Origin of the sequence: Lachnoanaerobaculum umeaense, from assembly GCF_003589745.1 — a bacterium.
GTDB lineage: Bacteria > Bacillota > Clostridia > Lachnospirales > Lachnospiraceae > Lachnoanaerobaculum > Lachnoanaerobaculum umeaense.
On the sequence record NZ_CP032364.1, the window covers coordinates 1,490,724 to 1,515,898 of the forward strand.

General features: G+C 35.1%; 21 protein-coding genes, 1 pseudogene and 1 riboswitch. Of the genes and pseudogenes, 2 read left to right on the forward strand and 20 right to left on the reverse strand.

Annotated features, from left to right (window positions below; all coding sequences use genetic code 11):
* Nucleotides 1-5 precede the first annotated feature (5 nt).
* The 9 genes and pseudogenes from pflA to D4A81_RS06770 form a co-directional block, all read right to left on the reverse strand.
* Complete coding sequence (pflA, locus tag D4A81_RS06725) at nucleotides 6-752, reverse strand: pyruvate formate-lyase-activating protein (RefSeq protein WP_111524203.1); 747 nt, start codon at nucleotides 750-752, stop codon at nucleotides 6-8.
* 67 nt (nucleotides 753-819) lie between these two features.
* The gene (gene pflB, locus D4A81_RS06730; protein WP_111524204.1) at nucleotides 820-3,060 is read right to left on the reverse strand and encodes a formate C-acetyltransferase; all 2,241 of its coding nucleotides are present in this window, start codon (nucleotides 3,058-3,060) and stop codon (nucleotides 820-822) included.
* A 380-nt stretch (nucleotides 3,061-3,440) separates the two neighbouring features.
* Nucleotides 3,441-3,557 (reverse strand): annotated as a pseudogene (locus D4A81_RS13630) (putative hydroxymethylpyrimidine transporter CytX); the annotation flags it as partial.
* Between the two features lie 227 nt (nucleotides 3,558-3,784).
* Nucleotides 3,785-3,889: riboswitch (TPP riboswitch) on the reverse strand.
* An 87-nt stretch (nucleotides 3,890-3,976) separates the two neighbouring features.
* Nucleotides 3,977-4,270 carry a Dabb family protein gene (locus D4A81_RS06745; RefSeq protein WP_111524205.1) on the reverse strand — a complete coding sequence of 98 codons (294 nt, stop codon included), beginning with the start codon at nucleotides 4,268-4,270 and terminating at the stop codon, nucleotides 3,977-3,979.
* A gap of 37 nt (nucleotides 4,271-4,307) precedes the next feature.
* Nucleotides 4,308-6,158: an excinuclease ABC subunit UvrC gene (gene uvrC, locus D4A81_RS06750; protein ID WP_111524206.1), complete on the reverse strand. Its 1,851-nt coding sequence runs from the start codon at nucleotides 6,156-6,158 to the stop codon at nucleotides 4,308-4,310.
* A gap of 3 nt (nucleotides 6,159-6,161) precedes the next feature.
* A complete protein-coding gene (locus D4A81_RS06755; protein ID WP_111524207.1) occupies nucleotides 6,162-6,710 on the reverse strand; it encodes a DUF1653 domain-containing protein in 549 nt (182 codons plus the stop codon).
* 2 nt (nucleotides 6,711-6,712) lie between these two features.
* Nucleotides 6,713-7,324, reverse strand: coding sequence for an SMI1/KNR4 family protein (locus D4A81_RS06760; RefSeq protein WP_111524208.1), 612 nt, complete (start codon nucleotides 7,322-7,324; stop codon nucleotides 6,713-6,715).
* A 136-nt stretch (nucleotides 7,325-7,460) separates the two neighbouring features.
* Nucleotides 7,461-8,183, reverse strand: coding sequence for a DUF6882 domain-containing protein (locus D4A81_RS06765; RefSeq protein WP_111524209.1), 723 nt, complete (start codon nucleotides 8,181-8,183; stop codon nucleotides 7,461-7,463).
* A 61-nt stretch (nucleotides 8,184-8,244) separates the two neighbouring features.
* The gene (locus D4A81_RS06770; protein ID WP_111524210.1) at nucleotides 8,245-9,198 is read right to left on the reverse strand and encodes a DUF4300 family protein; all 954 of its coding nucleotides are present in this window, start codon (nucleotides 9,196-9,198) and stop codon (nucleotides 8,245-8,247) included.
* Between the two features lie 207 nt (nucleotides 9,199-9,405).
* Between D4A81_RS06770 and D4A81_RS06775 the strand changes: the two genes are divergently transcribed.
* On the forward strand, nucleotides 9,406-10,878 hold the full coding sequence (locus D4A81_RS06775) for a DUF1846 domain-containing protein (protein ID WP_111524211.1): 1,473 nt from the start codon (nucleotides 9,406-9,408) through the stop codon (nucleotides 10,876-10,878).
* A 34-nt stretch (nucleotides 10,879-10,912) separates the two neighbouring features.
* Here the strand turns inward: D4A81_RS06775 and D4A81_RS06780 are convergent, their stop codons facing one another.
* The 11 genes from D4A81_RS06780 to xylA form a co-directional block, all read right to left on the reverse strand.
* A complete protein-coding gene (locus D4A81_RS06780; protein ID WP_111524212.1) occupies nucleotides 10,913-12,697 on the reverse strand; it encodes a cadherin-like beta sandwich domain-containing protein in 1,785 nt (594 codons plus the stop codon).
* Nucleotides 12,698-12,744: 47 nt separating this feature from the next.
* Entirely contained in the window at nucleotides 12,745-14,676 is a 1,932-nt protein-coding gene (locus D4A81_RS06785) for an SH3 domain-containing protein (RefSeq protein WP_111524213.1), read from the reverse strand.
* Nucleotides 14,677-14,700: 24 nt separating this feature from the next.
* The gene (cdd, locus tag D4A81_RS06790) at nucleotides 14,701-15,111 is read right to left on the reverse strand and encodes a cytidine deaminase (RefSeq protein WP_111524214.1); all 411 of its coding nucleotides are present in this window, start codon (nucleotides 15,109-15,111) and stop codon (nucleotides 14,701-14,703) included.
* A 7-nt stretch (nucleotides 15,112-15,118) separates the two neighbouring features.
* Complete coding sequence (locus D4A81_RS06795) at nucleotides 15,119-16,060, reverse strand: TIGR03943 family putative permease subunit (protein ID WP_111524215.1); 942 nt, start codon at nucleotides 16,058-16,060, stop codon at nucleotides 15,119-15,121.
* A gap of 20 nt (nucleotides 16,061-16,080) precedes the next feature.
* Nucleotides 16,081-17,292, reverse strand: a complete 1,212-nt coding sequence (locus D4A81_RS06800; protein WP_111524216.1) for a GTP-binding protein — start codon at nucleotides 17,290-17,292, stop codon at nucleotides 16,081-16,083.
* A 97-nt stretch (nucleotides 17,293-17,389) separates the two neighbouring features.
* A complete protein-coding gene (locus tag D4A81_RS06805; RefSeq protein WP_111524217.1) occupies nucleotides 17,390-17,893 on the reverse strand; it encodes a Gx transporter family protein in 504 nt (167 codons plus the stop codon).
* Nucleotides 17,893-18,288, reverse strand: a complete 396-nt coding sequence (locus D4A81_RS06810) for an Asp23/Gls24 family envelope stress response protein (RefSeq protein WP_111524218.1) — start codon at nucleotides 18,286-18,288, stop codon at nucleotides 17,893-17,895. The genes D4A81_RS06805 and D4A81_RS06810 overlap by 1 nt, the downstream gene beginning before the upstream one ends.
* A gap of 151 nt (nucleotides 18,289-18,439) precedes the next feature.
* Nucleotides 18,440-19,597: a sugar ABC transporter permease gene (locus tag D4A81_RS06815; RefSeq protein WP_111524219.1), complete on the reverse strand. Its 1,158-nt coding sequence runs from the start codon at nucleotides 19,595-19,597 to the stop codon at nucleotides 18,440-18,442.
* A 10-nt stretch (nucleotides 19,598-19,607) separates the two neighbouring features.
* Nucleotides 19,608-21,161 carry a sugar ABC transporter ATP-binding protein gene (locus D4A81_RS06820; protein ID WP_111524220.1) on the reverse strand — a complete coding sequence of 518 codons (1,554 nt, stop codon included), beginning with the start codon at nucleotides 21,159-21,161 and terminating at the stop codon, nucleotides 19,608-19,610.
* Nucleotides 21,162-21,251: 90 nt separating this feature from the next.
* A complete protein-coding gene (locus tag D4A81_RS06825) occupies nucleotides 21,252-22,448 on the reverse strand; it encodes a substrate-binding domain-containing protein (protein ID WP_111524221.1) in 1,197 nt (398 codons plus the stop codon).
* 127 nt (nucleotides 22,449-22,575) lie between these two features.
* Nucleotides 22,576-23,895 carry a xylose isomerase gene (gene xylA, locus D4A81_RS06830; protein ID WP_111524222.1) on the reverse strand — a complete coding sequence of 440 codons (1,320 nt, stop codon included), beginning with the start codon at nucleotides 23,893-23,895 and terminating at the stop codon, nucleotides 22,576-22,578.
* 320 nt (nucleotides 23,896-24,215) lie between these two features.
* On the opposite strand from xylA, the gene D4A81_RS06835 reads away from it, so the two are divergent.
* Nucleotides 24,216-25,163: a helix-turn-helix domain-containing protein gene (locus D4A81_RS06835; protein ID WP_111524223.1), complete on the forward strand. Its 948-nt coding sequence runs from the start codon at nucleotides 24,216-24,218 to the stop codon at nucleotides 25,161-25,163.
* Nucleotides 25,164-25,175: the final 12 nt, after the last annotated feature.

A 25,175-nucleotide genomic window follows, 5' to 3' on the forward strand; every position in this document is an offset into this window, starting at 1 on the left:
TGTGTTTATATCTTATCCCGGATACTACCTTGCAATATCTTATCAGCATTCCTCACCCTTTCCTCAGTGGGTGGCTCTATACCCTCAAGTTTATACTCAATTCCCAGATTGTCCCATTTATGTCTACCCAATGTATGATATGGCAGTACCTCTATTTTTTCTACATTTTTCACGGTGGAAATAAATTCTCTAAGTTTAATTAGATCCTCATCATAATCACTTCTCTCAGGTACTAAAACATGACGAATCCAGATCTTTTTCCCCATTTCATCCATAGTTTTTGCCATCTCCAGTATATGATCGTTTTTCATGCCTGTTATAATTTCATGTCTTTTATTATTTATCTCCTTTATATCAAGCATAATAAGATCTGTATATTTCATCAAAATTTTAAACTTTTCAAAAAACTTTGATTCTTTACTGAACGGTCCTCCGGCAGTGTCAAGACATGTGTTTACTCCATTTGATTTGCACAGTTTAAACAGTTCTGTTACAAAATCTATCTGTAATAGTGGCTCACCTCCACTGACAGTAATGCCTCCATCATCCTTCCAATATGGTCTATATCTTATTGCCTTATCAAATACTTCCTGAGCATTAAATACCTGATTTACCCTTGTAGACCATGTGTCCGGATTGTGACAGAACTGACACCTCATAGGACAGCCTTGTACAAATACAACAAATCTTACACCCGGTCCGTCTACCAGTCCAAATGTCTCAAATGAATGTATATTTCCTCTTACTTCCATAATTCCTCCGAAATCGAAAGGCTATGCAAAGTAAACTTTACATAGCCAAATATAGAATCAGTTTATATTATAGCCTCTCATGGCATGTTCTAGCGATAACATCCAGCTGCTGTTCTCTTGTAAGATCAATAAACTTAACAGCATAGCCTGAAACTCTTATTGTAAAGTTTGCATACTCTTCCTTTTCCGGATGCTCCATTGCATCTATAAGCTTTTCTGTTCCGAATACATTTACATTGAGGTGATGTGCACCCTGATCAAAGTATCCGTCCATTACTTGAGTAAGATTTTTCTTTTGCTCATCCTCACCATGTCCAAGTGCAGATGGATTAATAGTCTGAGTATTGGAAATACCGTCAAGTGCATACTCATATGGCAACTTTGTAAGTGAATTTAGTGATGCCAAGAGACCGTTTTTCTCTGCACCATAGCTTGGATTTGCTCCGGGTGCCAGTGGCTCTCCTGCCTTTCTTCCATCAGGCATACTTCCTGTCGCCTTACCATATACTACATTTGAAGTAATTGTAAGGATGGAGGTAGTAGCCTCAGAATTTCTATAAGTATGTCTCTTCTTTACCTTTGTAAGAAATGTCTTTAAAAGCCATATCGCAATATCATCAGCTCTATCATCATCATTTCCGTATCTTGGGAAATCACCTGTTGTCTCATAGTCAACCACGATTCCGTTTTCATCACGAATAGTCTTTACCTTTGCATATTTTATAGCGCAAAGTGAATCTACTACATGTGAAAATCCTGCAATACCTGTTGCAAAGGTTCTTCGTACATCCGTATCTATAAGTGCCATTTCGGCAGCTTCATAATAATACTTATCATGCATATATTGAATAAGATTTAAAGTATTTACATAAAGTCCTGCCAACCAATCCATCATCACATCATATCTCTTCATTACCTCATCATAATCAAGGTATTCAGAGGTTATTGGTCTATATGCAGGTCCAACTTGCTCTTTGGTTTTTGCATCTACACCACCATTAATAGCGTACAAAAGACATTTTGCAAGATTTGCTCTGGCTCCAAAGAATTGCATTTCCTTTCCTGTTTCTGTAGCTGAAACACAGCAACAGATAGAATAATCATCTCCCCATACCGGACGCATTACATCATCATTCTCATATTGTACTGAACTTGTTCTTATAGAAATAGCAGATGCATACTCCTTAAAAGTCTTAGGCAGTCTGCTTGAATAAAGCACTGTAAGATTAGGTTCAGGTGATGGTCCCATATTCTCAAGTGTATGTAAAAATCTGAAATCTGTCTTTGTAACCATTGATCTTCCATCCATACCAAGACCTGCTACTTCAAGTGTAGCCCAAACAGGATCTCCTGAAAAAAGCTGATTATATGAAGGTGTTCTTGCAAATTTTACCATTCTAAACTTCATTACTATATGATCTATCAGCTCCTGTGCTTCACTCTCTGTAAGTTTACCCAATTTCAAATCTCTTTCAATATAGATATCAAGGAATGTAGAGATTCTTCCTACACTCATGGCTGCACCATTTTGTGTCTTGATAGCTGCCAGATATCCAAAGTATAGCCACTGCACAGCTTCCCTTGCATCCTTTGCAGGTTTTGAAATATCAAATCCGTATGCTGCAGCCATTTCCTTCATTTGCTCAAGTGCTTCTATCTGCATTCCAAGTTCATCTCTTAGACGAATCACTTCATCAAGCATGGTGCCGTCACCACAGTTTTTTAAATCTTCTTTCTTTTTTTCTATAAGAAAATCTATTCCATATAGTGCGACCCTTCTATAATCTCCTACAATTCTTCCTCTTCCATATGTATCAGGAAGTCCTGTAATTATTTTATTATGTCTGGCTGCATGCATTTCATCTGTATACGCATCAAATACTGCCTGATTATGTGTTCTATGATATTCTGTAAATATCTTATGAAAACTCTCATTTGTCTTGTAGCCATAAGTACTTGCAGCCTGCTCAGCCAGCTTGATTCCTCCAAATGGCATGAATGCTCTCTTTAAAGGCTTATCAGTCTGAAGTCCAACCACCTTCTCCAAATCCTTCATTCCTTCGTTGATATATCCCGGACCATAAGCTGTAATAGTAGATACAACCTCGGTCTCCATATCAAGAACTCCGCCTTTAGCTCTCTCCTCTTTTTGAAGTCTTGAAAGCTCACCCCAAAGCTTGTTTGTAGCTTCTGTAGGATCTGCAAGGAAACTTTCATCACCACTGTATATTGTATAATTATTTTGTATAAAATCACGCACATCTACATCATCACGCCATTTTCTTCCTTTAAAACCATCCCAGCACATAAGTACCTCCTTTAATATCAAATAATATAGTTAGGTTTTGCTAACCTATCTATGCCCTGATAATATCACCAGTAAATTTAATATTCAAGTCTTATTTGTTAAATTTTTCCCATGTTCTTAATAAAAAACAATTCCTAGTATACTGCTAGGAATTGTTTGAATGTTTATACATTATATATGCTTTGATCAGAGATTTTCAGTCCACAAAATAAGCCTTTATTAAACCGCTTTTCTTTTTATAAATATTTTATTTACTATAATAGAAATACCTATTGTAATTATCATACTAGGTACAGTACTTCCGATTGGCGTATCCATCTTTATCAATATCCTATATATTATAAATCCTATTATCCATATGATAATATTTATTACTGAAAAATTCCATTAAGGAAACCTAATGATGCAAAATATGTACCTGTCAAAATCTCCGCTATAGAGACTGCCGCTCCAAACCAAATCAAACCATTTTCAAATATAGAGGTACGCTTATTCATTATTATTCTCCTTTGCATATTCGCCTTTTATATTAAAGGCATGTTTCATAGGTCCACTTCCCTTTCCAAGATCAAGCTAATCCTGAGATACTTAACTTTTTGATATTACTTTCCTCCATAAGTAATCCTCCTAAAATGTATTCTTAACTATAAAACTTATAGATCATATATTCAGGTCGAATTTTTGCAATAAAAAATGAGATACAAGAACCTGTATCTCCTGAAAAAAAAGTAAAAAAACATTTCCCTACGTTGGCATTATCCAAATCAGGTAATCGGTCGAAAGTCACACTTCCCTCTCAGCCTATATATAAGCTCCCAAGTCAAACATTTAATTACAAGAAGTATATCACTCTAAAATAAAATGTCAATCTAAAAAATCGGGTGGACTGATAATCAATCCTCCCGTTTTTTAATTTCTATACAAAATAATCTATAGCTACTCTAGAATTTGTATTTGGTTTTATCAGGCTATCTACAATAGCTACATGTTCTCTAGATAATGAATATCTATCAAGTGCAGCCTTATCCTTTACATCCAATATCAGAATAATATCATGTGTACTGGTTGGCAATATATTGTAGACTACATCTGCATGTTCTACTTCGCTCATCCTTTCGCACAAGTCCAAAAGACTGGTCTTTATTTCCTCACCAAGTCTTGGAATATTTATCCCCTCATTGAACTTCCACATTACGATATGTCTTAACATAAATCCTCCTTTAGTATATTAATGCCAAACCATCAAGTCAGACATTTTGTTCTTGTTTAGCTTTTGAAAAGAATTCATATACTGCACCGGCAGCCCTTTTATTCATTCCGTCTACTGACATCAGTTCTTCTAAACTTGCATTTTTGATATTGTCAATATCCTTAAAGTGCTTCATAAGAGCTTTTCTTCTTACTATACCAACTCCCTCTATATCATCCAATACAGACCTTACCTGTGTCTTTGACCTTAGACTTCTATGATACTCTATTGCAAATCTATGTGCCTCATCCTGTATTCTAGTTATAAGCAAAAATCCCTGTGAATGTGTATCTATAGGTATTTCAACATTATTGTAATATAATCCTCTGGTTCTATGATTGTCATCTTTCACCATTCCACAAACCGGAATATTTAGTCCAAATTCTTCCAAAACTTTCAGGCAGATATTTACCTGACCTCTTCCTCCATCCATAAGTATTATATCAGGCAGCTTATTAAATCTGGTATCTTTTTCATCTATACCATGATCAAATCTTCTTGTAAGAACCTCTTTCATAGAAGCATAATCATTCGGACCTATAACTGTTTTTATTTTGAATTTTCTATAATCACTCTTCTTTGGCATTCCATTCTCATATACTACCATAGAACCTACAGATTGAACACCTGAAATATTTGAAATATCATAGGCTTCCATCCTATTTAAATTGGAGAGTGAAAGCAATTCCTCTATTTCTTTCACTGCACCTGTACTTCTTGCTTCCTGCCTTTGAAGCTTTTCTCTATCTTTGGTAAGAACAATCTCTGCATTTTTCTTTGCAAGTTCTACCAACTTTTCCTTAGAGCCTTTTTTTGGCACAATAATACTTACCTTAGATCCCCTCTTGGCAGAAAGCCATTCCGATATGAGTTCACTGTCCTTAAGTTCATACTGTGACATGATTTGTCCGGGTACAAACGGTGTTCCGGCATAGAACTGCTTTATAAAGCTCTCTAAAATATCAACCTTTTCATCATCCATAGCTACCTGTATATAATGATGTTCTCTGCCTACCATTTTGCCTTCACGAATAAAGAACACCTGTACAACAGCATCTCTCTCATCTCTTGCCATTGCAATAATATCTCTATCTTTTGCATCATCAGAAGTGATTTTTTGTTTTTGAGTAATATGAAGTACAGAATTTAATAAATCTCTTTGCTTTGCTGCATCCTCAAATTTCAGTTCAGCTGAAAGTTTCTCCATTTCTTCTCTGATTTTGTTTATAATAGGGTCAAAATCTCCGCTCAAAAATCTGAGAGTTTCTGTAACATTCTTATTATAGTCCTCTTTGGAAATATAATTCTGACATGGAGCATCACATTGATGTATGAAAAAGTCAAGACATGGGCGTTCTGCACCTATATCCTTTGGCAAATTTCTGCTACAAGTTCTAAGTTTGTATACTCTATTCAATAGATTTATAGTATCTCTTACAGCATTACCGCTTGAAAAAGGTCCGAAATATCTGTTCTTATCCTTTTTTATCTGCCTTACCATCTGTAGTCTTGGATATTCCTCTTTTACAGTCAATTTTATGTAGGGATATGTCTTGTCATCCCTAAGCATGGTATTATATCTTGGTCTATGTTCCTTTATAAGATTGTTTTCAAGTACCAATGCCTCCAATTCTGAATCAGTAACAATATACTCAAATCTTTCTATCTTTGAGACCATTTGTTTTATCTTTGTGCTCTTATCCTTACTAGATTGAAAATACTGTCTAACCCTGTTTTTTAGAGAAATAGCCTTACCCACATATATAATATCATCCTTTTTGTCATGCATTATATATACTCCGGGTTGACGAGGCAGTTTTTTTAATTCATCTTCTATTACAAATGCCATCTATTACCTTAATCTTTTCCCCTCAAAATGTTGTTGCATATTCAGATACGCAATAAAATCCGCAATATCTATTTCTATATCAATTCTTTTTCTTTTTAAACCATAAATATCAAACATAGCATCCAATTGCTTTTCTGTAATAAAACTCTTATTTGCCAGAAGTATCTTTTTCTTAGTGCTAAAATCCTCCGCTTCCAAAAATTTTATAAAATAATCTTCTGCAAATTTTGTATCTTCAACCTCTGAAGAATCAATTACATCTTTTTTCAATTCTTCATCCTCTGATTTATCCAAAGCCTCCGTTTTCTCTACCTGCTCTGATATGTCTATTTTCTCAAAGCGATACCTTTGACCTACATCAGGGTATTTCTCCTTGTCCACTTCACTCAAAAACATATCCAGAGGTCTGGCATATACTCCAAAATCTCCATATAAAGCTTGATATATTACTAACTTTTCTTTGGTTTCAGAATGTGTAGCTATATTAACTATCTGATAAATTTTATTTTTAAAATGCTTATAAAACTCTCCCGGTTTTGGATTATCTCTCATATTTATGCCTCCTTGAACATATCTTCTAACAATTTCCATACATCCTCTATCAATGCATCTATACTTTCTGCCGCATATACTATCTCATCCGGATCATGTATATAAAATATTATTTGTCCTTCCTGTCCTTCCTTATCCGGATCGAAGTCCAACATCAAATAACAGCAATCACAGTATGAGGCAAAAGGAAACCAAGCTTTATGAAACAGATAGGGCTTTATCCTGTTATCCCTCATATTTTTGATATCTTCACTTGTAAAAAAGTCCGGATAATCTGCCAGCAATGCATCTCTATCTTGAAAAAATCCTTTTATTCTCTTCATTTCATCCAAACTTAATAAAGAAAATGATACATTCCTTTTATCAATACTACATTGTAAGATGGAAAAATATCCACTGCCATTTTTATATTTATAAAGTTCTTTAAAATCTTTTGGCAATTTAATATCAAATGTATTTTCAAAATTCAAGAAATCTTCTTCAACAGCACCCTTGATATCCTCATATTCTTTAAAATATCCTTCTTCTATAGGATCATCCATATCCAATTCTTCAAAATTTTCACAGATATATTTTTCTATATCTTTTATTTTTTCCTGTATGGTTTTCTCCATTACCAATCACCCGCTTTAATCTGTTTATAACCACTTACTTCAAAAATCTCGGCTATTATTATATCACATATCAGTATTTTAAACTATTAAAATACATTCAAAAAAAGGACCTCCATTATTTGGAAGTCCCATTATACTATCCTTTTAAACCGTCAATGGCCTGTATTCTCTTCTTATCTCCTATATCTTCAAATCTTATAATAATCTGCTCTAAAGTACCTGCAAATGTAGCATAGATATTGTTGTCCTCCCAATGATAATCTGTACCATTCCAGGAAAGGAAACCTTCTACCAAAATTTTATGGTCAAGTTCATATAGACTTATAGCATTCATTACCGTACTGATAAATCCGCTTGGATCTACCGGTGCAAAGAATTTTTCAGGTAAATCATATAATGCAACAAATGCCACACCTTTTGAGTGCTTACATGGATAATATCCGTAATTTTTATCACTTATTCCACATGCAATCATTGAAAGCATATATCCTGTTACCTTCTCTGTCAAAGGTATATTAGGATATATTAAAGCATCCAAACCACACTTTTCTCCGAAATCCTTTGCCTCATTTGCTAGCTCCAATAAGCTTTCATAAAAACCGTTTATATTTTCCCAACCCCAAAGCCAGTCATTTGATTCAAAAGATTCACTTCCGATAAACTGTATCGGATATGTGCTTTTTCCAATCTTAATTTTCTTTGTAGCAAAGTCTACATTCCAACTCTGTCCCTTTGCTACATACATTTCAATCGCATTTTGTACACGAAGCATTCCTCCAAACACTGCTGAAATTACCTCTGTCCAATCAGTGCGATCCATCACATACTCTGTTTTTAATATATTTACCCTATCTGCCATAATACTTCTTTCCTAATTTTTTTAATGTTATTCAACCAAATATATCTGTAGAATGCAAGCATTATTTTAATACTCTATATTCATTCATAACCTTACCATCTTCAAAGATAATAGGCTTTGCAGTAATGCCGTCAGTCTCATTGTCATAATATCCCATAAGGTAATCATTTACATCCTGTAAATTATCAAATTCCTCTACCTGGTATGGAAGTTCAAATGCCAACTTTTCAATAAACAAATATTTATCTCCATCCTGTACTAAAATGCCTGTATGACCTATAAATTCCTGAACCGGATTCATACCATCATCCATAGTCATAAACACTGAAATCATATGCATCTTATCATTATTAAATGAAATCTGCTTATCATCCAGTGATTTTACTATTTCATCAGACAAAACATTGGTGTCATGAGTATTTGTCACATCAATGTAGGAATACAAAGTATCAAACTTTGCTTTGTCCTCACCATCAAAAATCTTCTTTGATTCTATTGAGGCAAAATCACTAAATAACATTGTGGTATCTCCCGGAGTCGGATTTCCAACTGTGATAAAATCTCCCATCAAAGAATATGATGTTATCCTACAGTTTCTACCCACATATCCTCCATTGTCAAGCCATGCATCTACAAGCTTATCCTGATCGTATGTAGGAAATGCTGCCTCTATGCTCATCACACTCTGTGCAAGATTTTCACTTCCAACTGCATTATTATACTCATCCACCGCTTCAAAAAAGCTCTTTATCTTCTCCTCACTCAAGCCTGCATTTTTTAATGCATTTGAAACCCTATCTCTTGTCTCAGTATCTACAAGATTTGAATATTTTAGATGAATATTTGCCTTACTTAAGACGACTTTTGTTTCTTCAACTGTATTACCCATATCAGAACTTTCTTCATCCATATTTTTAGTGCTTTCCATTACAACTGTAGTGTCTTCTTTTTTATTTCCACATGCTGCTAAAACAATAGCAGCTCCCATCACAGTCATCAATATTTGCTTTTTCATATATTAAAACCTACTTTCTTTTTTAGTCGCTTAAGTATAGCACTTTAGTTCTATTTATAATATATAAGTTTATAAATATATTCTTTAAAAATTAGCTAATTATTTATTATCGATTATATAATGAAAGCACTTTAATACACTTTCAAAAAGTGTTATAATAATTCTTTGATTTTGTATAATAGTTCATTTAATGAAGAAAGGCATATTATGAAGATCGGTTTTGATAATCAAATGTATTTGAAAACACAGTCAGAGCATATTAGAGAAAGGATTGCAAGCTTTGGTGATAAGCTTTACCTTGAGTTTGGTGGAAAGCTCTTTGACGACTACCACGCATCCAGAGTGCTTCCCGGCTTTGAACCTGATTCAAAGCTTAGGATGCTTCTTCAGCTGAAAGATCAAGCTGAAATCATCATATCTATCTCTGCTGTTGATATAGAAAAAAATAAGATTCGTGAAGATCATGGTATCACATATGATGCAGATGTGCTTAGACTTATAGATGCATTTCGTGCAAAAGGACTTTATGTAGGAAGTGTATGCATTACCCAGTATTCCGGTCAAAAGAGTGCCGATAGCTTCAAAGAAAGACTTGAAAACCTTGGTATAAAAGTATATAGATTATATCTGATTGACGGATATCCAAGTAATGTTGCTCATATAGTAAGCGAAAAAGGATATGGAAAAAATGACTATATAATAACTTCCAGACCTTTGGTAATAGTTACCGCTCCGGGTCCCGGTTCAGGTAAAATGGCCACCTGCCTTTCTCAGCTCTATCATGAAAATAAAAGAGGTATCAAAGCAGGATATGCAAAATTTGAAACCTTCCCTATTTGGAATCTACCACTGAAACATCCTGTAAATCTTGCTTATGAGGCTGCAACAGCAGATCTTAATGATGTGAATATGATTGATCCTTTTCACTTGGAGGCATATGGTAAAACTACTGTAAATTATAATCGAGATATCGAAGTATATCCTGTACTTACAGCTATATTTGAGGGAATATTTGGAGAGTGTCCATATAAATCTCCTACAGATATGGGAGTAAATATGGCAGGTAATTGTATTGTTGATGATGAGATATGCAGGGAAGCCAGTAAACAGGAAATAATCAGAAGATATTACAATTCTCTATGTAGATTTGTCAGGGGTGAATGTAAGGCAGATGAGATTTATAAGCTTGAACTTATAATGCAACAAGCAAAAACTTCTACCAATGATAGAAAAGCTGTTTCTGCAGCACTTTTAAAAGCTGAGACAACTAATCTTCCTGCAGCGGCTATAGAACTTGATAATGGAGAGCTCATAACCGGCCGAACATCAGAGCTTCTTGGTGCCAGTGCCGCACTTATATTAAATGCACTAAAAGCACTAAGTGGTGTGGATGATGAAATCAGACTTATCTCACCTACAGTTATTGCACCTGTTCAAGAATTGAAGACTACATATCTTGGCGGTACAAATCCCAGACTTCACACAGATGAAGCACTTATTGCCTTATCTATATCAGCTGCTACAGATGAAAATGCAAGAAAAGCTTTGAATGCACTTCCAAAACTTAAGGGACTTCAGATGCACTCCAGCGTTATGCTTTCTGAAATTGATGTAAAAACCTTAAATAAACTTGGAATCGGGCTTACCACAGAAGCCAGATATGCAAATAAGAAAATATAAAAATTACCACCCATTTTAAATGGGTGGCATTTTTTTAGAGATCTAAATCTTCAAAATCTTCTGAATCTTCTTTTTTTTCTTCTTTAGAATCCTCGGTGGATTCTTCCTCTCCATCTGATAGATCTACTTCATCAAAATCATCTGAGTCAGCTGCTTCTTTCTTAGTATCTTCCTTCTTCTGATTAAGAGGCATATATTCCAGAGGTGTTTCATCATTCAAATCTTCCTCCGGTATCAAATCTACTTTAGAAGTGATATTACTCTTATTTTTCTTTTTAACCGGCTTTTGAACTACCTTTTCAGCTTTTTTCTTATTTGAATTTCTTGATATAAGCAATATACATATAAATACTGCCAATATAATAGCCAAAGCAATTATATTTCTAAGCCATTCATTAATTACAGCATATTTCTTTTCCAGAGCACTGTATTCTTCACTTGACACTCCTACATCAGCATTAGGATCTACAAAGTATCTTTGTATAGTTCCTTCTTCCACATCGTATCTGTAGAAGTCTTTTCTACCATTTGAATTCATAGCATATACAACACAATATCTCTTGTCATTGTCACTGCCCCAAATCCATCCTTTGATCTTTTTTCCATTTATAACTATTATACTGTCAACAAATCCATTAGGCTTCTTTACACTCTTATCAAGTGGCATTATAGTAATACTTTTAGGATTTGTAGTTATTTGAGTATAAACAGACCATTTATCTGCATCATCATCATAAATATAAAAATCCCCTGATCCATCATTACCTACCAAGTACAAAATATATACATCCTGATTCTTCATCTTTCCGGCTTTGACTTCTCTATTTTTATATGTAAATGTAGCCTCCTCAAATCCTTCCGGTAATATATTCTTATCAAATGAATCCGATACCTGATAATCTATTCCACCAAGAGTCAAACCGTTATCAGTTGAAACAAGGTCCAAAACTTCTTCTGATACGCTACTTTCACTCTCCTCGGCTTTTGTTTCCTTGGCAGTAGTTTCTTCTGATTCTGCTGCCTTTTTCATTTCACTTTTATTTACATTTATTATGTAACTTTCTACATTTGAGCCATCAGGTGATGTTACCTTAACCGCTATAGCATTAACTCCTACTAAAAGATTGTCATTTCCTGTAATAACAACCTTTGCCCCATCCTGTCTTGCTTTAGCATTAACTGCAATATTGGAGATATTACCTGCAACATTCATATCATAATTCTTCACACCTGTGCTAAATTCAGGACTCAAACTACCGGGGCTGACTTTCAGAGATGCCAATGTAGCATCTTTTTTATCTACGGCGACAGTGGTTGCAACTTCCTTACTCTTTTCTACAGTTGCTTCAGTAGCCTCAGTTGGATCCGTATCTTTTATCTTTATTCTTCCACTTCCTTGAGATTGCATAGTAGCCATCTTTGAGTTACCATCATATACTTCCCAAGTGCTTACGACTACAGTAGCATCTCCGGTAGCCTTTGCCTTAAATTTAAGTGAATAGTTTTGATTGTTAGTGTTACTTCCTGCATTTGAAACAACTTTTACACTTCCTGCACCACCCTGTGCATTTGTTCCACTGACAAACTCCAGCTTGCTGTCATCATAGCTGAGCATTATCGTTGCACTGTCAATATTTCCATCTGTTGATGAAAGTGTCATTATCAAATTTACTTCATCCCCCACTGTTGCATTTACATCTGCAAAGCTTATGCTGATACCCATAGCGAAAGCATTAAATGCTAATACCACCATGAATATCAGTGTAAGCAAAAAAGAAGGTATGATTATTTTTACATTATGCTTTTTAAAATATTTCATCTCAATCCTCTGACATCAATTCTACATAAAATCATATAGATCAGTATCTAATTTCCTCTCTTAATATTTATCCTATAGTTACCTTTAGATCCGTTTTGAGCTGTAACAATTATGTCGATTGTGGAATCTGAATCTTTTAATTCAATATCTCCACTTCCTGCTACACTTGCGTTAGCATCCAAAGCATTTGCTTTAATATTTATCTTCGATACATTTGCAGGTAATTCCAATGTATATGAATAATTATCTCTACTAAAACTTGGTGTTATATTATATCCGCTAATGCTAAGTGATGATAATCTATTATTTGGACTGCCATCTCCACTAGGCATTGCCTCAGGTACTGAGGGCATATCCCTATAAACCGGTATATAAAATGTAAATACGCCTTTTTTATCCTCCTCAGAATACGCCCTTGAGAGCATAGAACCTTCATTCTTTGCTGCTTCAATATTAGTCATATACTGATGTTTGTATCTATTTTCACCAAGTACATTAAACTTTTTCAAATAAAATGAATTTTGGTTAGCCTTTGCATAATTACTTCCATAATACATAGCACCACCTATTATAGCCTTGGCCTTTGTATTCCATGGTCGAAGATAAGTGTTTCCACTTCCTGCCCATGCAAGACCTCTGCTTATTGCAGATTGGTTTCCTGACTGATAAGCCTCAATATTAAAGAAGTTATAAACACCATTTTTACCACTTATAAGATCTGATGTTCCCTTAACTCCCTGCTCTTGAATAAGCATTGCAACAAGTACATATGGATTTACTCCGGAACTTTTTGCTGCATCCATTATAATATCCACATAGGTAGTACCATTTGAAAGTGCTCTGAAGTCCTCTGTAGAATCGGTAGTTTGAACACTATCTGAAGAACTTATACTTTCTTTTATAGTATCATTATTTACAACTCCCGGGCCATGCTCTGTATCATTAAATTCTGTTGTAGACTCAGACTGTGGACCTACTTTAGAATCCAAATTTACTGCCTCACTTGAAACCACTGTACTTGTTTCAGTAATTTCAGGTTTTTCCAATGTTGGTGCAGCCAGTTCTACCTTTTCATTCGGATCTGCTATTGGTCCATCTACCTTCACATATACATCATCTGTACCGGTACTGTTTTTTGAATTATCAGGTGAAGCTGCACTTGAAACACTTACTGTTTTGGCCTGTGTAGTACTTGGAGCAGTCTGTGTAGTTTTAAAACTTGATTTGCTCTCCATAAAAGTGCCTTTGAGCATTTTTTCTACACCCTCTGCAGTCTGCTCATTTGAAGTATAACCATGATTCATAAATTGGAATATATTTGTTGAATCCAGAAAATTCCTGGGGTCCATATAATACCTTACGATACTCTCACTGGCTGCTACCCACTCATTTGAATCAAATCCCGGCCAAGTTCCGCTATTCCAGTCATATGCCCCTTTTGCAGTAGACTTCCATGAAGACTTTGAAGATTTACTTACCAGATTTACACCTACCACCGATTCGTTTTTTATAACCTCATCCCAAGGAATATCTACATCCTGAACTACAAACTTCCAGTTTGGATATTCTGCATGTAATGCTCTAAGTCTGACCTTATATCCCTCCGGAAATCCGGCTATATCTGACTCAAATTTCTTATCCGTAGTATATGTTGCAATAGTTTCAGTCTTTATATAGTTCTTTGCTACATAACCTTCTTTATCACCTGAACCATCATTGAATGCTATCTTATACCAATACATACCGTCACTGTTCAACTCATCAAGCACAGTAACACTTGTATCCCTCGGCAATGTAGCTATAGTATTATTTCCTGTTCCTGCACCCGACCTCACATTCAAGCTACTTACATCTACCGTACCCTTTTTACTTGTAAATGCATTGATATCTTTTATAAAAATATTTCTTCCAATACCGGTAACAAGTATTGTACTCATCGTAGTTAATAGAATAAATTTATTTAATAATGTCTTCTTCATCAAACCTTCCTATATCTTTAACCGTCATTTTAGATTATCGGGTCCAAATCCAAATGGTAGTAGTTCTTCTAATTTCATAGTTTTTACTTTTGCACCATCATACATTATGATTTCAAATTCTTTGGAATTACAAAATTCCTGCATCACCTGTCTGCAAACTCCACAAGGAGTACATAATGCATCTATATCTGCTTCTTCAAAGCCGCCAACAACCGCTATCTTACAAAAGTCATATATTCCTTCTGACACTGCTTTAAAAAAAGCAGTTCTCTCTGCACAATTACATGGTGTATATGCAGCATTTTCTATATTGCATCCATGTATAACTTTACCTGACTTCGTCATAAGTGCAGCACCTACTTTATATTTTGAATATGGAACATATGCCATTTTTCTGGCTTTTTTGGCCTCTTCCAGTAACTCTAAATCAGTCATAACTCTCCTAAAATTGTACTAATCCGTCTATAGGTCCTGTAAGTAAAACCTCATTGGCATATATTACAGGTCCCTTTGCACGATATTGTGGGCTCATCTCATATTTGATTTTGCCCTTTACCTTGACCCAATCCTTATTTTTAAAATTCTTTGCTCCCTTATAGTGACATACAAATCCAAGGAATTGAATATCAGCCTCACAGCAAGTCATCGCTCTTCTTCCCGGAATAAGAATATCATCACCTATGCCATTAGGTCTGACAACTTGAGCAGTAAACTCCACATCTTTTCCGTCATACTTTTCTGATCTGTCCATGGCATCTACATAGAAGATACCATAGTCTTCAGGCTTTATAATAAGTTTTGTATCCTCCAAGTTATATGGAAGATTTATACTGAAATCTCCTGTTATCTCACCCTCTTCGCCCTCAAATACAATCTCGGCATTCGGTGCCATAGCTTTTATTTGAAGATGATATGTACTCAAAATATCCTCATCAATATTATCTGCTCTATTGCATATAACAAGTTCTGAGTCTTTGAGCATCTTACCCATATATGCCTTCAAATCTTTATTTTTTATATAAAGATCAAGTGTGGAAGTATCATATATAGTGATCATTTGATTTATGAACCAACTCTCAGGTATTAAAATTTTGTCCTGCTCCCATAAACCGTTCCACTCTATAAGTACTCTTTCAGGATTCACTTCTTTAGTGAATTCTTCCATCTTTTCTTTTGTGAAGTCTGATATATCATCTATATATTTTACAGTTGTGTGAGTAGCATCTAATAATGCCTTATCATACTCTTCCTCACCCTCTTCACATACTATCAGCAGAGTATTTCCATCAGTCTGAAAATACTCCTGCTGCATTGTAAACTTCATAAACTGTGTTTTTCCGGCTTCTAAAAAACCGTTTATGACAAAAATCGGTAACTTTTCCATAACTTCTCCATTAAATATGCTTACGCCTTAAAACACTTCTCTATTTCATCCATCCTAAGTCCTGCTCCAATCACACATACCTTACCGGTATATTCAGCATCACCTCTTCGGATATCACTCTCACCTGGAACAAGGTCAAAATAGAACCAGTCATCACTATTTACATCCTTTAGCATACCTTTTGCTCTAAGTACAACACCATACTTTTCCTCATTAGCAAAGCCGTCCAAAATACCTCTAAGTTTTTCTTCACTTATTGCAGGTACCTGCTCCATACCCCAACTATCAAATACATCATCAGCATGATGGTGGTCGTGGTGATCATGTCCACATCCGCAGTGATCATGATGATGGTCGTGGTTCTCGTGACTATGGTGATGTTCGTGGTCATGATGGCATCCACAATGCTCATGCACTTCATCATGTTCGTGATTATGTTCATGTTCTTCGTGATCATGGTGATGTTCGTGGCCATGTTCTTCGTCATGTTTGTGCTCATGTTCATGTTCTTTGTGACCTTTGTGATGTTCGTGGTCATGATGGCATCCACAATGTTCATGTTCTCCATCATGTTCATGATGATGTTCATGCTCCTTTGCCAATTCCTCAAGCATCTCACTCTTTAAATCTATAGGATTTGATAAAAGCTCCTCAATCTTCTCATTACTTAACTTATCCAAAGGTGTTGTCACAATAGTTGCCTTAGGATTTACTTTTTTGATAAGCTCTAGTGCTTCTTCTATCTTAGCGTTGTCTGCCAAATCTGTTCTTGAAAGTATTATAGTATTAGCAAACTGAATCTGATTATTAAAGAACTCTCCAAAATTCTTCATATACATCTTGCACTTTTTTACATCTACAACTGTTACAGCAGAATTTGACTCTACAGGAAGATCCTTTTCCACATCAGATACTGCTTTTAACACATCGGAGAGCTTTCCTACACCACTTGGCTCTATAATAACTCTATTCGGTTCATATGTTGATAAAAGTTCTCTCAGAGATGCTTCAAAATCTCCTGCCAAAGAACAGCATATACAACCTGAATTCATCTCTCTTATTTCAATACCCGAATTCTTTAAAAATCCTCCATCAATACCTATCTCACCAAACTCATTTTCTATTATTATTGTCTTTCCTTTATCTTTATTGCTTTCTACAAGTCTTTTTATAAATGTAGTCTTTCCCGCACCTAAAAATCCTGAAACCACATCAATCTTTGTATTTGCCATATTTCTCCATTCTATAATCTCTAAAAAGCAAGCCTGATTTACAATCAAGCTTGCAATCCATTTTGCTATTTTAACTTACAAACTCCCTAAATACAACCTATTTGCGTATATATGGTTTTACCCTAACTATTACAAGTGATGCTGCTATACCTATAAGCATTCCGCTCACCACTCCTGCAATCATCAACACAGGTAAATATGTAAAGACCCCATTTGTTCTTACTACAAAGGCTGCACATATTATTTGCCCTACATTATGCATTATTCCACCAATAATGCTTATACCTACCATTGAAAATCCCTTGATCTGCTTTGCCAATATCATACAAAGTAAGCTTAGTGTTGCACCTGAAATCGAATAAAACATCATTGAGATATTTCCAAATGTCATTGCTATAAGTACAATTCTAAGCAATGATACTACTATGCCCATTTTTATATCAAATAAATATAATGCAATAATTACTATCAAATTTGCAAGTCCAAGCTTCATACCGGGAATTCCAAGATTTATCGGTATCAAAGCTTCAACATACCCCAGTACCATTGCAAGTGCTGTCAACATTCCGATAATGGCTATTTCCTTTGAAAATGACCTCATCAGTTTGCTACAACGTAAGCTATCTTGATATTCACCTCAAGTACTGTCAGCCCTGTCATATTCTCTATAGCAGTCTTTACTCTATCCTGTACCTTTTCACTCACCTCAGGTATATTGTAGTTGTAGCTGACATTTATAGACAAATCTACACAAACCTTACCCTCATTTACCTCTACCTTTACACCCCTCATGCTCTTTGCAATCTTGCTTCCTGAAATCTTTCCAACAATATCCTTTGTTGAGTTTCCTGCCATAGAGTCAACACCCTCTACCTCAGTTGCGGCAATACCTGCAATAACCGCCACCACTTCATCAGCAATCTTTACTTCTCCAAGACTTCCTGTTTCCCTTGTCTCTACTTCAAAATTATCTTTTATATTCTTTGTATCAGCCATAAAAGCCTCCTTATATTCTATGATTATTGATTATATCAAATATTGTATAAAATTAAAAGAGAATAGATATTAAGTCTGTATTATACTCTTTTAATTCAATACAGGAGTGTTAGCCTTTAAATGCATAACACTCCTATATTCTTAATCTCTATTATGATTTTCCTGTTTTATGGTTAGATACTACATCAAATACTACCGCTCCCAGAAGTACTGCTCCTTTTACAATATATTGGAACTGATCCGGAAGCCCAAGTATTGACATGCCTTGATTAATTACACCCAAAAGTATAGCACCTATCATTATCCCTTGTACTGTTCCTGAACCTCCATAAGCTGATGCTCCACCTATAAAGCAAGATGCAATAGCGTCCATCTCATATGAGTTACCCATATTTCCATCAACCGAACCTATGCGAGCTCCAACCAAAAGTCCTGAAAGTCCCGCCAAAAGGCTCATCAAAAAATACGCCCAGAAATAAACTTTTCTAGGATCTATTCCTGAAAGTCTGGTGGCTTTTTCGTTACCACCTACAGCATAGAAATATCTTCCAAATACTGTTGAACTCGTGATAAATGCAAATATTGCCACTACTATAAGTATCCATATGAGCATAATAGGAATACCCTTATAGCTCATAAGCTTATATGCATAGAATAATATTACCAAGTCAAAAATACATACTCTAAGTGCTGTCATTCCTAGACTTGCACTTTCATAGCCTTTTTTAATCTTGTTGTGTTCAGCAATAAATGTATAAGCTGTAATTGCTATAGCAACTACTATACCTACAACCATTGATGAGATTACTCTTTGATTTACATCTAATCCCGGTATTTGAATATATGATGTAAATAGGCTCAAAAACTTCTTATCCATTATTGCTATGGTTTTTGAATCAAGAATTACTCTTGCTAAACCTCTAAAGAGGAACATGCCTGCCAGTGTACATATAAATGGAGGTATATGTACATATCCAATAAGCCAGCCTTGCCATATACCTATAATACAGGCAACTCCAAGTGATGCCAATATTGCAATAATTGGATTAGTTCCAACACTTAACAATTTTGCTGAAAGTGCAGCAGACAGGCATAATGTAGATCCTACAGACAAATCTACATTACCACCTGTAAGTATACAAAGAAGCATACCACAAGCCATCATCAGCACATAAGCATTTTGCAGTAATAGATTTGATATATTCTGTGCCAGAAGAAGTCTACCACCTGTTAGATATGTAAAGAATACGAAAACAACAAGCAGTGCAAGTACCATTGTGTATTTTTTTACAAATTTATTTGCATTCACTTTTCACCTCCTAATTAACAGCAGCACAATCAGATTTTAGAATTGTACTCATTATCTTTTCTTGTGTGGCTTCTTCGGCACTAAACTCTCCGGTTATTTTCCCTTCATTCATAACATAAATTCTATCGCACATACCTAAAAGTTCTGTAAGATCAGACGAAATCATTACAACTGACTTTCCCTGTTTTACCATATCATTGACAATCAGATATATTTCATATTTTGCACCTACATCAATACCTCTGGTAGGTTCATCAAGGAATAATACCTGCGGCTCTGCAAACATCCACTTGGACAGCAGTACTTTTTGCTGATTTCCACCTGAAAGATTTCCTACTTTTTGCTGAACGGACGGTGTTTTGGTCTTCATTGCCTTGACATAATCTTTTGCCACCCTATTTTCTTTTGAAACATCTACAACACCCCTTTTATCAGCTATCTTTTCCATTCTAGCTAATGTTGTATTCTTTGCTATTGTTTCTGAAAGTATCAATCCATCAGTTTTTCTATCTTCTGTAACATATGCTAATCCATTCAAAATAGCATCACGAGAGCTATTCAAAACGACCTCTTTATTTGCAATAAATTCTCTGCCCATAATACGGCTGCCATAGCTCTTTCCAAAAAGTGACTTTGCAAGCTCTGTTCTTCCGGCTCCCTGCAAGCCTGAAAATCCTACTACTTCGCCCTTTCTAACATTAAAGCTTACATTATCAACAACACATTTCTCTGTATATATAGGATGATATACAGTCCAATCCCTTGCCTCAAACATAATCTCATCGCTTATTTCATGTTCCCTCATAGGATATCTGTCTTCAAGCTCACGACCTACCATGCCTTTAATTATTCTTTCTTCATTTATACAATGATCTGAATTATCCATAGTTTCTATAGTAGATCCGTCTCTTATTACAGTTATTTCATCAGCAACATATGCTACTTCCTGCAATTTATGTGTAATGATAATAGATGTTATACCCTTTTCTTTTTTGAATCTTATGAGCATATCCAAAAGCATTCTTGAATCTTCATCATTAAGTGATGATGTAGGTTCATCTAAGATAAGAAGCTTAACATTCTTGGATATAGCCTTTGCAATCTCTACAAGCTGTTGTTTTCCGGTTCCTATATCCTTTATTAAAGACTGTGTGCTTTCATTTAAGCCTACTGTTTTCATGGCTGCATCTGCTTGATGAAATGTCTCATTCCAATTTATAATACCAAACTTATTCTTTCTTTCATTACCAAGAAACATATTTTCGGCAATAGTAAGTTCAGGTATAAGAGCTAACTCCTGATGTATTATTACTATTCCAAGTTTCTCACTGTCATGTATATTTTGAAACTTGCACTCCTCATTATTATAAAGAATTTGTCCTGTGTACTCACTATGTGCGATAGTTCCGGAGAGAATATTCATCAAAGTTGATTTTCCGGCCCCATTCTCTCCTACCAATGCATGTATACTGGCTCTTTCAATCTTGAGGTTTACATTATCTAAAGCTTTTACTCCAGGGTATTCCTTTGTAATATTCTTCATTTCTAAAATATAATCTTTCAATATATCCGCCCTTCTGCCTAATATGGCAATATTTTAATATTATATATTTGTACAATAAATTCTACTAAGAATCCCTAGAGTAAAAAGAAATTACTGCACCGGATGTGGATAACCGTCACTTCCCATTGTATAATAACCGGTATCAACCAATTCTTTCTGAATATTATCCTTTGTAACTGTTACAGGAACCAATAGATATGAAGGTATTACAGCAGATCCATTGTCATATGAAGATGTATCATATGTACAATCAAAACTCCATCCTGCTTTTTCTATAAGTGATGCATCAGGCTTTTCATTATTTAATATAGCTGCACCAAGATCAAGTGTAGCAATAGCCTCATTTGCAACCGCCTTATATACTGTCATTGTCTGCTTTCCGTCAATGATATTTGCAAGATTTGCCTCATCTCCATCCTGTCCTGTGATAACGACTTCGTTTGTACCTGCATAGTCTGACTGTATAGCCTGAGTAACACCAAGAGCTGTAGAGTCATTTGAACATAAAGCAGCATCAAGTTGTGTACCATCTGAATAGTATGATCCAAGAATGTTTTGGAATCTTGATAAAGCCTTTGCAGTATCCCACTGTGCTGTACCAACCTGCTCAAATGTAGTCTGACCTGAAGGTACTACTACTGTTCCACTTTCAATGTATGGCTTTATAACATCCATAGCACCATTAAAGAAGAATGTTGCATTGTTATCTGCTGGATCACCACCTGTAAACTCTATATTGAATTTCTTATCACCTGCATTTGCAAGATCAAGCTTTTCTGCTACAAATTCTCCCTGAAGCTTTCCTACAGTGTAATTATCAAATGACACATAATAAGATATTGCATCAGTATTCATGATAAGTCTATCATATGCAATAACCGGAATATTCTGGCTCTTTGCCTCTGCCAAAACCTGTGCTAAAGACTCACCATCTATTGCAGCTACTACCAAAAGATTTACCTTATCTGCGATAAGTCCCTCAATATCCTTTACCTGCTGATCTATCTTATTGTCAGAGTAAGTAAGAGATACTTCATATCCTGCCTTAGTAAATTCCTTCTCAAGGTAAGAACCGTCACGATTCCATCTCTCAAGTGACTTTGTAGGCATTGAAATACCGATTTTGCTTCCCTTTGCCTCTGTAGGTGCAGTATCACCCTCAGCCTTAGAGCTGTCTGCCTGTGACTCAGCACTTGTTGTTGTCGTTGTGCTTCCATCTGTACAAGCTACTAATGACAATGCCAACATGCCTGCTGTTAAAAACGCACATAATTTTTTAAGTTTCATAATTCCCTCCTATTTTCATGTTTTTACAAAACATTATTTTTATAACTGACAAAAAACTTACTTTCGCATCTTGGGAAAACTTTTATATATGTAAAACTTGTTTTCCCAAAAGCTTTTATTTTATGTTTTAACTAAACAATATATTATTCACTATAGACTCAAGATATTCCTGTCTTCCGGATTCAGGTTGCTCAGGCTTTTTCATCTTAGCAGCATACTCTGCACATTCTTCTAAAGTCACTGATCTATTCCTTATCTTCTCACCTATGCCTGTACTATAGCTTGAATATCTTTCCTTAACAAACTCATCTATTCTACCATCTTCAATGATTTGTGCAGCCTTAATAAGACCAAGTGCAAACGTATCCATACCTGCTATGAAACCATAGAACATATCTTCAGCCGTATTACTTGGTCTACGATTCTTTGAGTCAAAGTTTAATCCACCACTTAGACCTCCGGCCTTTAGTATTTCATACATTGCAAAAGTGGTATCATAAATATTTGTAGGGAACTGATCTGTATCCCATCCAAGTAAAGTATCACCTTGGTTTGCATCTACAGAACCTAACATACCGTTTACTGCAGATACTCTAAGCTCATGTTGGAATGTATGTCCTGCCAATGTAGCGTGATTTGCTTCTATATTTAATTTAAAATCTTTATCAAGTCCATATTTTCTCAAAAATCCAATTGCAGTTGCAGCATCAAAATCATACTGATGTTTCATTGGCTCCTTCGGCTTTGGCTCTATATAGAAATCTCCTCTAAATCCAATGCTTCGTCCATAATCTCTGCATATTGTAAATAATGTAGCAATATTTTCTTCCTCAAGCTTCATATCTGTATTTAGAAGTGTCTCATATCCTTCACGACCACCCCAGAACACAAATCCCTTTGCACCAAGCTTTACAGCATTTTCAATGCCTTTCTTAGCCTGTGCCGCTGCAAAACAAAACACATCCGCACTGTTTGAGCTACCGGCTCCATTCATAAATCTTGGATTTCCAAACATATTGCAGGTTGTCCAAAGGCACTTGATATCAGTATCCTTTGTCTTTTCCAATATATAGTCTGTGATCTCATCTAAACGGGCATTCGTCACATTGATATCTTCCATATCCTCCGGAACGACATCTGTATCATGGAAGCAATAGTATTTTATTCCCAGTTTCTGCATAAACTCAATACCGGCATCAACTTTAGCCTTTGCATGCTCCATAGTTCCTAAAACAGCACCAAAGCTCTTATCTGCTGTACCCTGTCCGAACATATCAACTCCGCTTGCACAAAGATTATGCCACCAAGCCATAGCAAATGACAAATGCTCCTCCATAGTCTTACCCATTATAACCCTTGTAGCATCATAATATTTAAAACTGAGTGGATTCTTACTATCTCTACCTTCAAACTTGATAGGCGAAATGCCCTGGAAAAATTCTTTCATAAATATGTCTCCTTTCAAAGTTACAATAAAAGTATGATACTAAAGCCAAAAATATTTGACTTCTCAACTACCGGTATTTTATTGTATATATTTTATAACGATTCCCTTTGTGCTTTTTATAATAACTGATTTATTACTGCAAATGTAGATAATCTTGTTATTATATAATGTTAATATTGCTATTTATGTGTTGAAATAATATATATTATGGAATATACTCAATTTAACAGACAAATACATATCTGAAAAATATTTATTTGTCTATTTATTAACTATATAATTGATAATTTTATTATATTTTACTTAGGGAAATTTGTATTATGGATTTGGAAATCAATAAAAATGCTAAAACAGAATATGAAATCATCAGACATACAAAGACCAACTCACTTGCAATGCTATTGATAGAAATACTTTCAAGAAGTGTACATTGTCACTCAGATCTTGAAATCGGTATGCTCCTTGACGGAAATATTGACCTTGTAATTGACAATGAGGTATTCAGGCTCAAAAAAAATGATATCTATATTGTAAACAGATATCAGCCTCATTCATTTTACAGCAATAAAAGCCATAATAAGATAGTAATATTTTTAATAAATCATGCACTATATAAAAATATAGGACCTGATATAATATATAAAAAGAATCATATTGTATTTAACAAAGAATATAATAATTTATATAAGACAGTTTTTGAATGTGCCATGTGCTATGCCAGTGATTTGCCATTTACCGAGATGGGCGCAGGTGCCAAGGCCCTTGATTTGATATATCAGCTCAGCAAGATAGCAAATCCTATTATAGATGAACTCAGTACTAAGCAAAGCCGTTCAAAGGCAAAGCATTTACAAAGAATCACCGATTATATTTCAGAACATCATTCAGAGAATATATCCTTATCCGATATTGCACAACTAGAATCATTGTCAACCTATTATATCTCTCATTTTATAAAGAAAATGACAGGAATGAATTTTACAACATACTTAAATAATATCAGATTTGATCATGCATTTTCGCTGCTTACCAAAACTAACTTAAGAATCAGTGATATATGCTGTGAATCCGGCTTTTCAGACAGCAGGTATCTTAACAGATTGTTTAAAGAAAAAATGGGAATGGACATTCAATCCTATAGAAAAAATATGGATAAAATAGAACTGCCCCTCACCGACCAGCCCTATATGACAGTGCAAAATCATATATCACAGAGTAAGTTTATGTCGGTACTTGAAAGGTATTATACGGAAAGTTTAGAGGAATGATTTTTATCGGAG

Coding starts and splice junctions, on each gene's coding strand:
- D4A81_RS06755 (WP_111524207.1), bottom strand. CDS start 6,710: ATGAGAGATAATCCAAAACCGGGAGAGTTTTATAAGCATTTTAAAAAT.
- D4A81_RS06825 (WP_111524221.1), bottom strand. CDS start 22,448: ATGAAACTTAAAAAATTATGTGCGTTTTTAACAGCAGGCATGTTGGCA.
- D4A81_RS06780 (WP_111524212.1), bottom strand. CDS start 12,697: ATGAAATATTTTAAAAAGCATAATGTAAAAATAATCATACCTTCTTTT.
- D4A81_RS06760 (WP_111524208.1), bottom strand. CDS start 7,324: ATGGAGAAAACCATACAGGAAAAAATAAAAGATATAGAAAAATATATC.
- xylA (WP_111524222.1), bottom strand. CDS start 23,895: ATGAAAGAATTTTTCCAGGGCATTTCGCCTATCAAGTTTGAAGGTAGA.
- D4A81_RS06785 (WP_111524213.1), bottom strand. CDS start 14,676: ATGAAGAAGACATTATTAAATAAATTTATTCTATTAACTACGATGAGT.
- uvrC (WP_111524206.1), bottom strand. CDS start 6,158: ATGGCATTTGTAATAGAAGATGAATTAAAAAAACTGCCTCGTCAACCC.
- D4A81_RS06805 (WP_111524217.1), bottom strand. CDS start 17,893: ATGAGGTCATTTTCAAAGGAAATAGCCATTATCGGAATGTTGACAGCA.
- pflA (WP_111524203.1), bottom strand. CDS start 752: ATGGAAGTAAGAGGAAATATACATTCATTTGAGACATTTGGACTGGTA.
- D4A81_RS06775 (WP_111524211.1), top strand. CDS start 9,406: ATGAAGATCGGTTTTGATAATCAAATGTATTTGAAAACACAGTCAGAG.
- D4A81_RS06800 (WP_111524216.1), bottom strand. CDS start 17,292: ATGGCAAATACAAAGATTGATGTGGTTTCAGGATTTTTAGGTGCGGGA.
- D4A81_RS06745 (WP_111524205.1), bottom strand. CDS start 4,270: ATGTTAAGACATATCGTAATGTGGAAGTTCAATGAGGGGATAAATATT.
- D4A81_RS06765 (WP_111524209.1), bottom strand. CDS start 8,183: ATGGCAGATAGGGTAAATATATTAAAAACAGAGTATGTGATGGATCGC.
- D4A81_RS06835 (WP_111524223.1), top strand. CDS start 24,216: ATGGATTTGGAAATCAATAAAAATGCTAAAACAGAATATGAAATCATC.
- D4A81_RS06770 (WP_111524210.1), bottom strand. CDS start 9,198: ATGAAAAAGCAAATATTGATGACTGTGATGGGAGCTGCTATTGTTTTA.
- D4A81_RS06795 (WP_111524215.1), bottom strand. CDS start 16,060: ATGGAAAAGTTACCGATTTTTGTCATAAACGGTTTTTTAGAAGCCGGA.
- pflB (WP_111524204.1), bottom strand. CDS start 3,060: ATGTGCTGGGATGGTTTTAAAGGAAGAAAATGGCGTGATGATGTAGAT.
- D4A81_RS06810 (WP_111524218.1), bottom strand. CDS start 18,288: ATGGCTGATACAAAGAATATAAAAGATAATTTTGAAGTAGAGACAAGG.
- cdd (WP_111524214.1), bottom strand. CDS start 15,111: ATGACTGATTTAGAGTTACTGGAAGAGGCCAAAAAAGCCAGAAAAATG.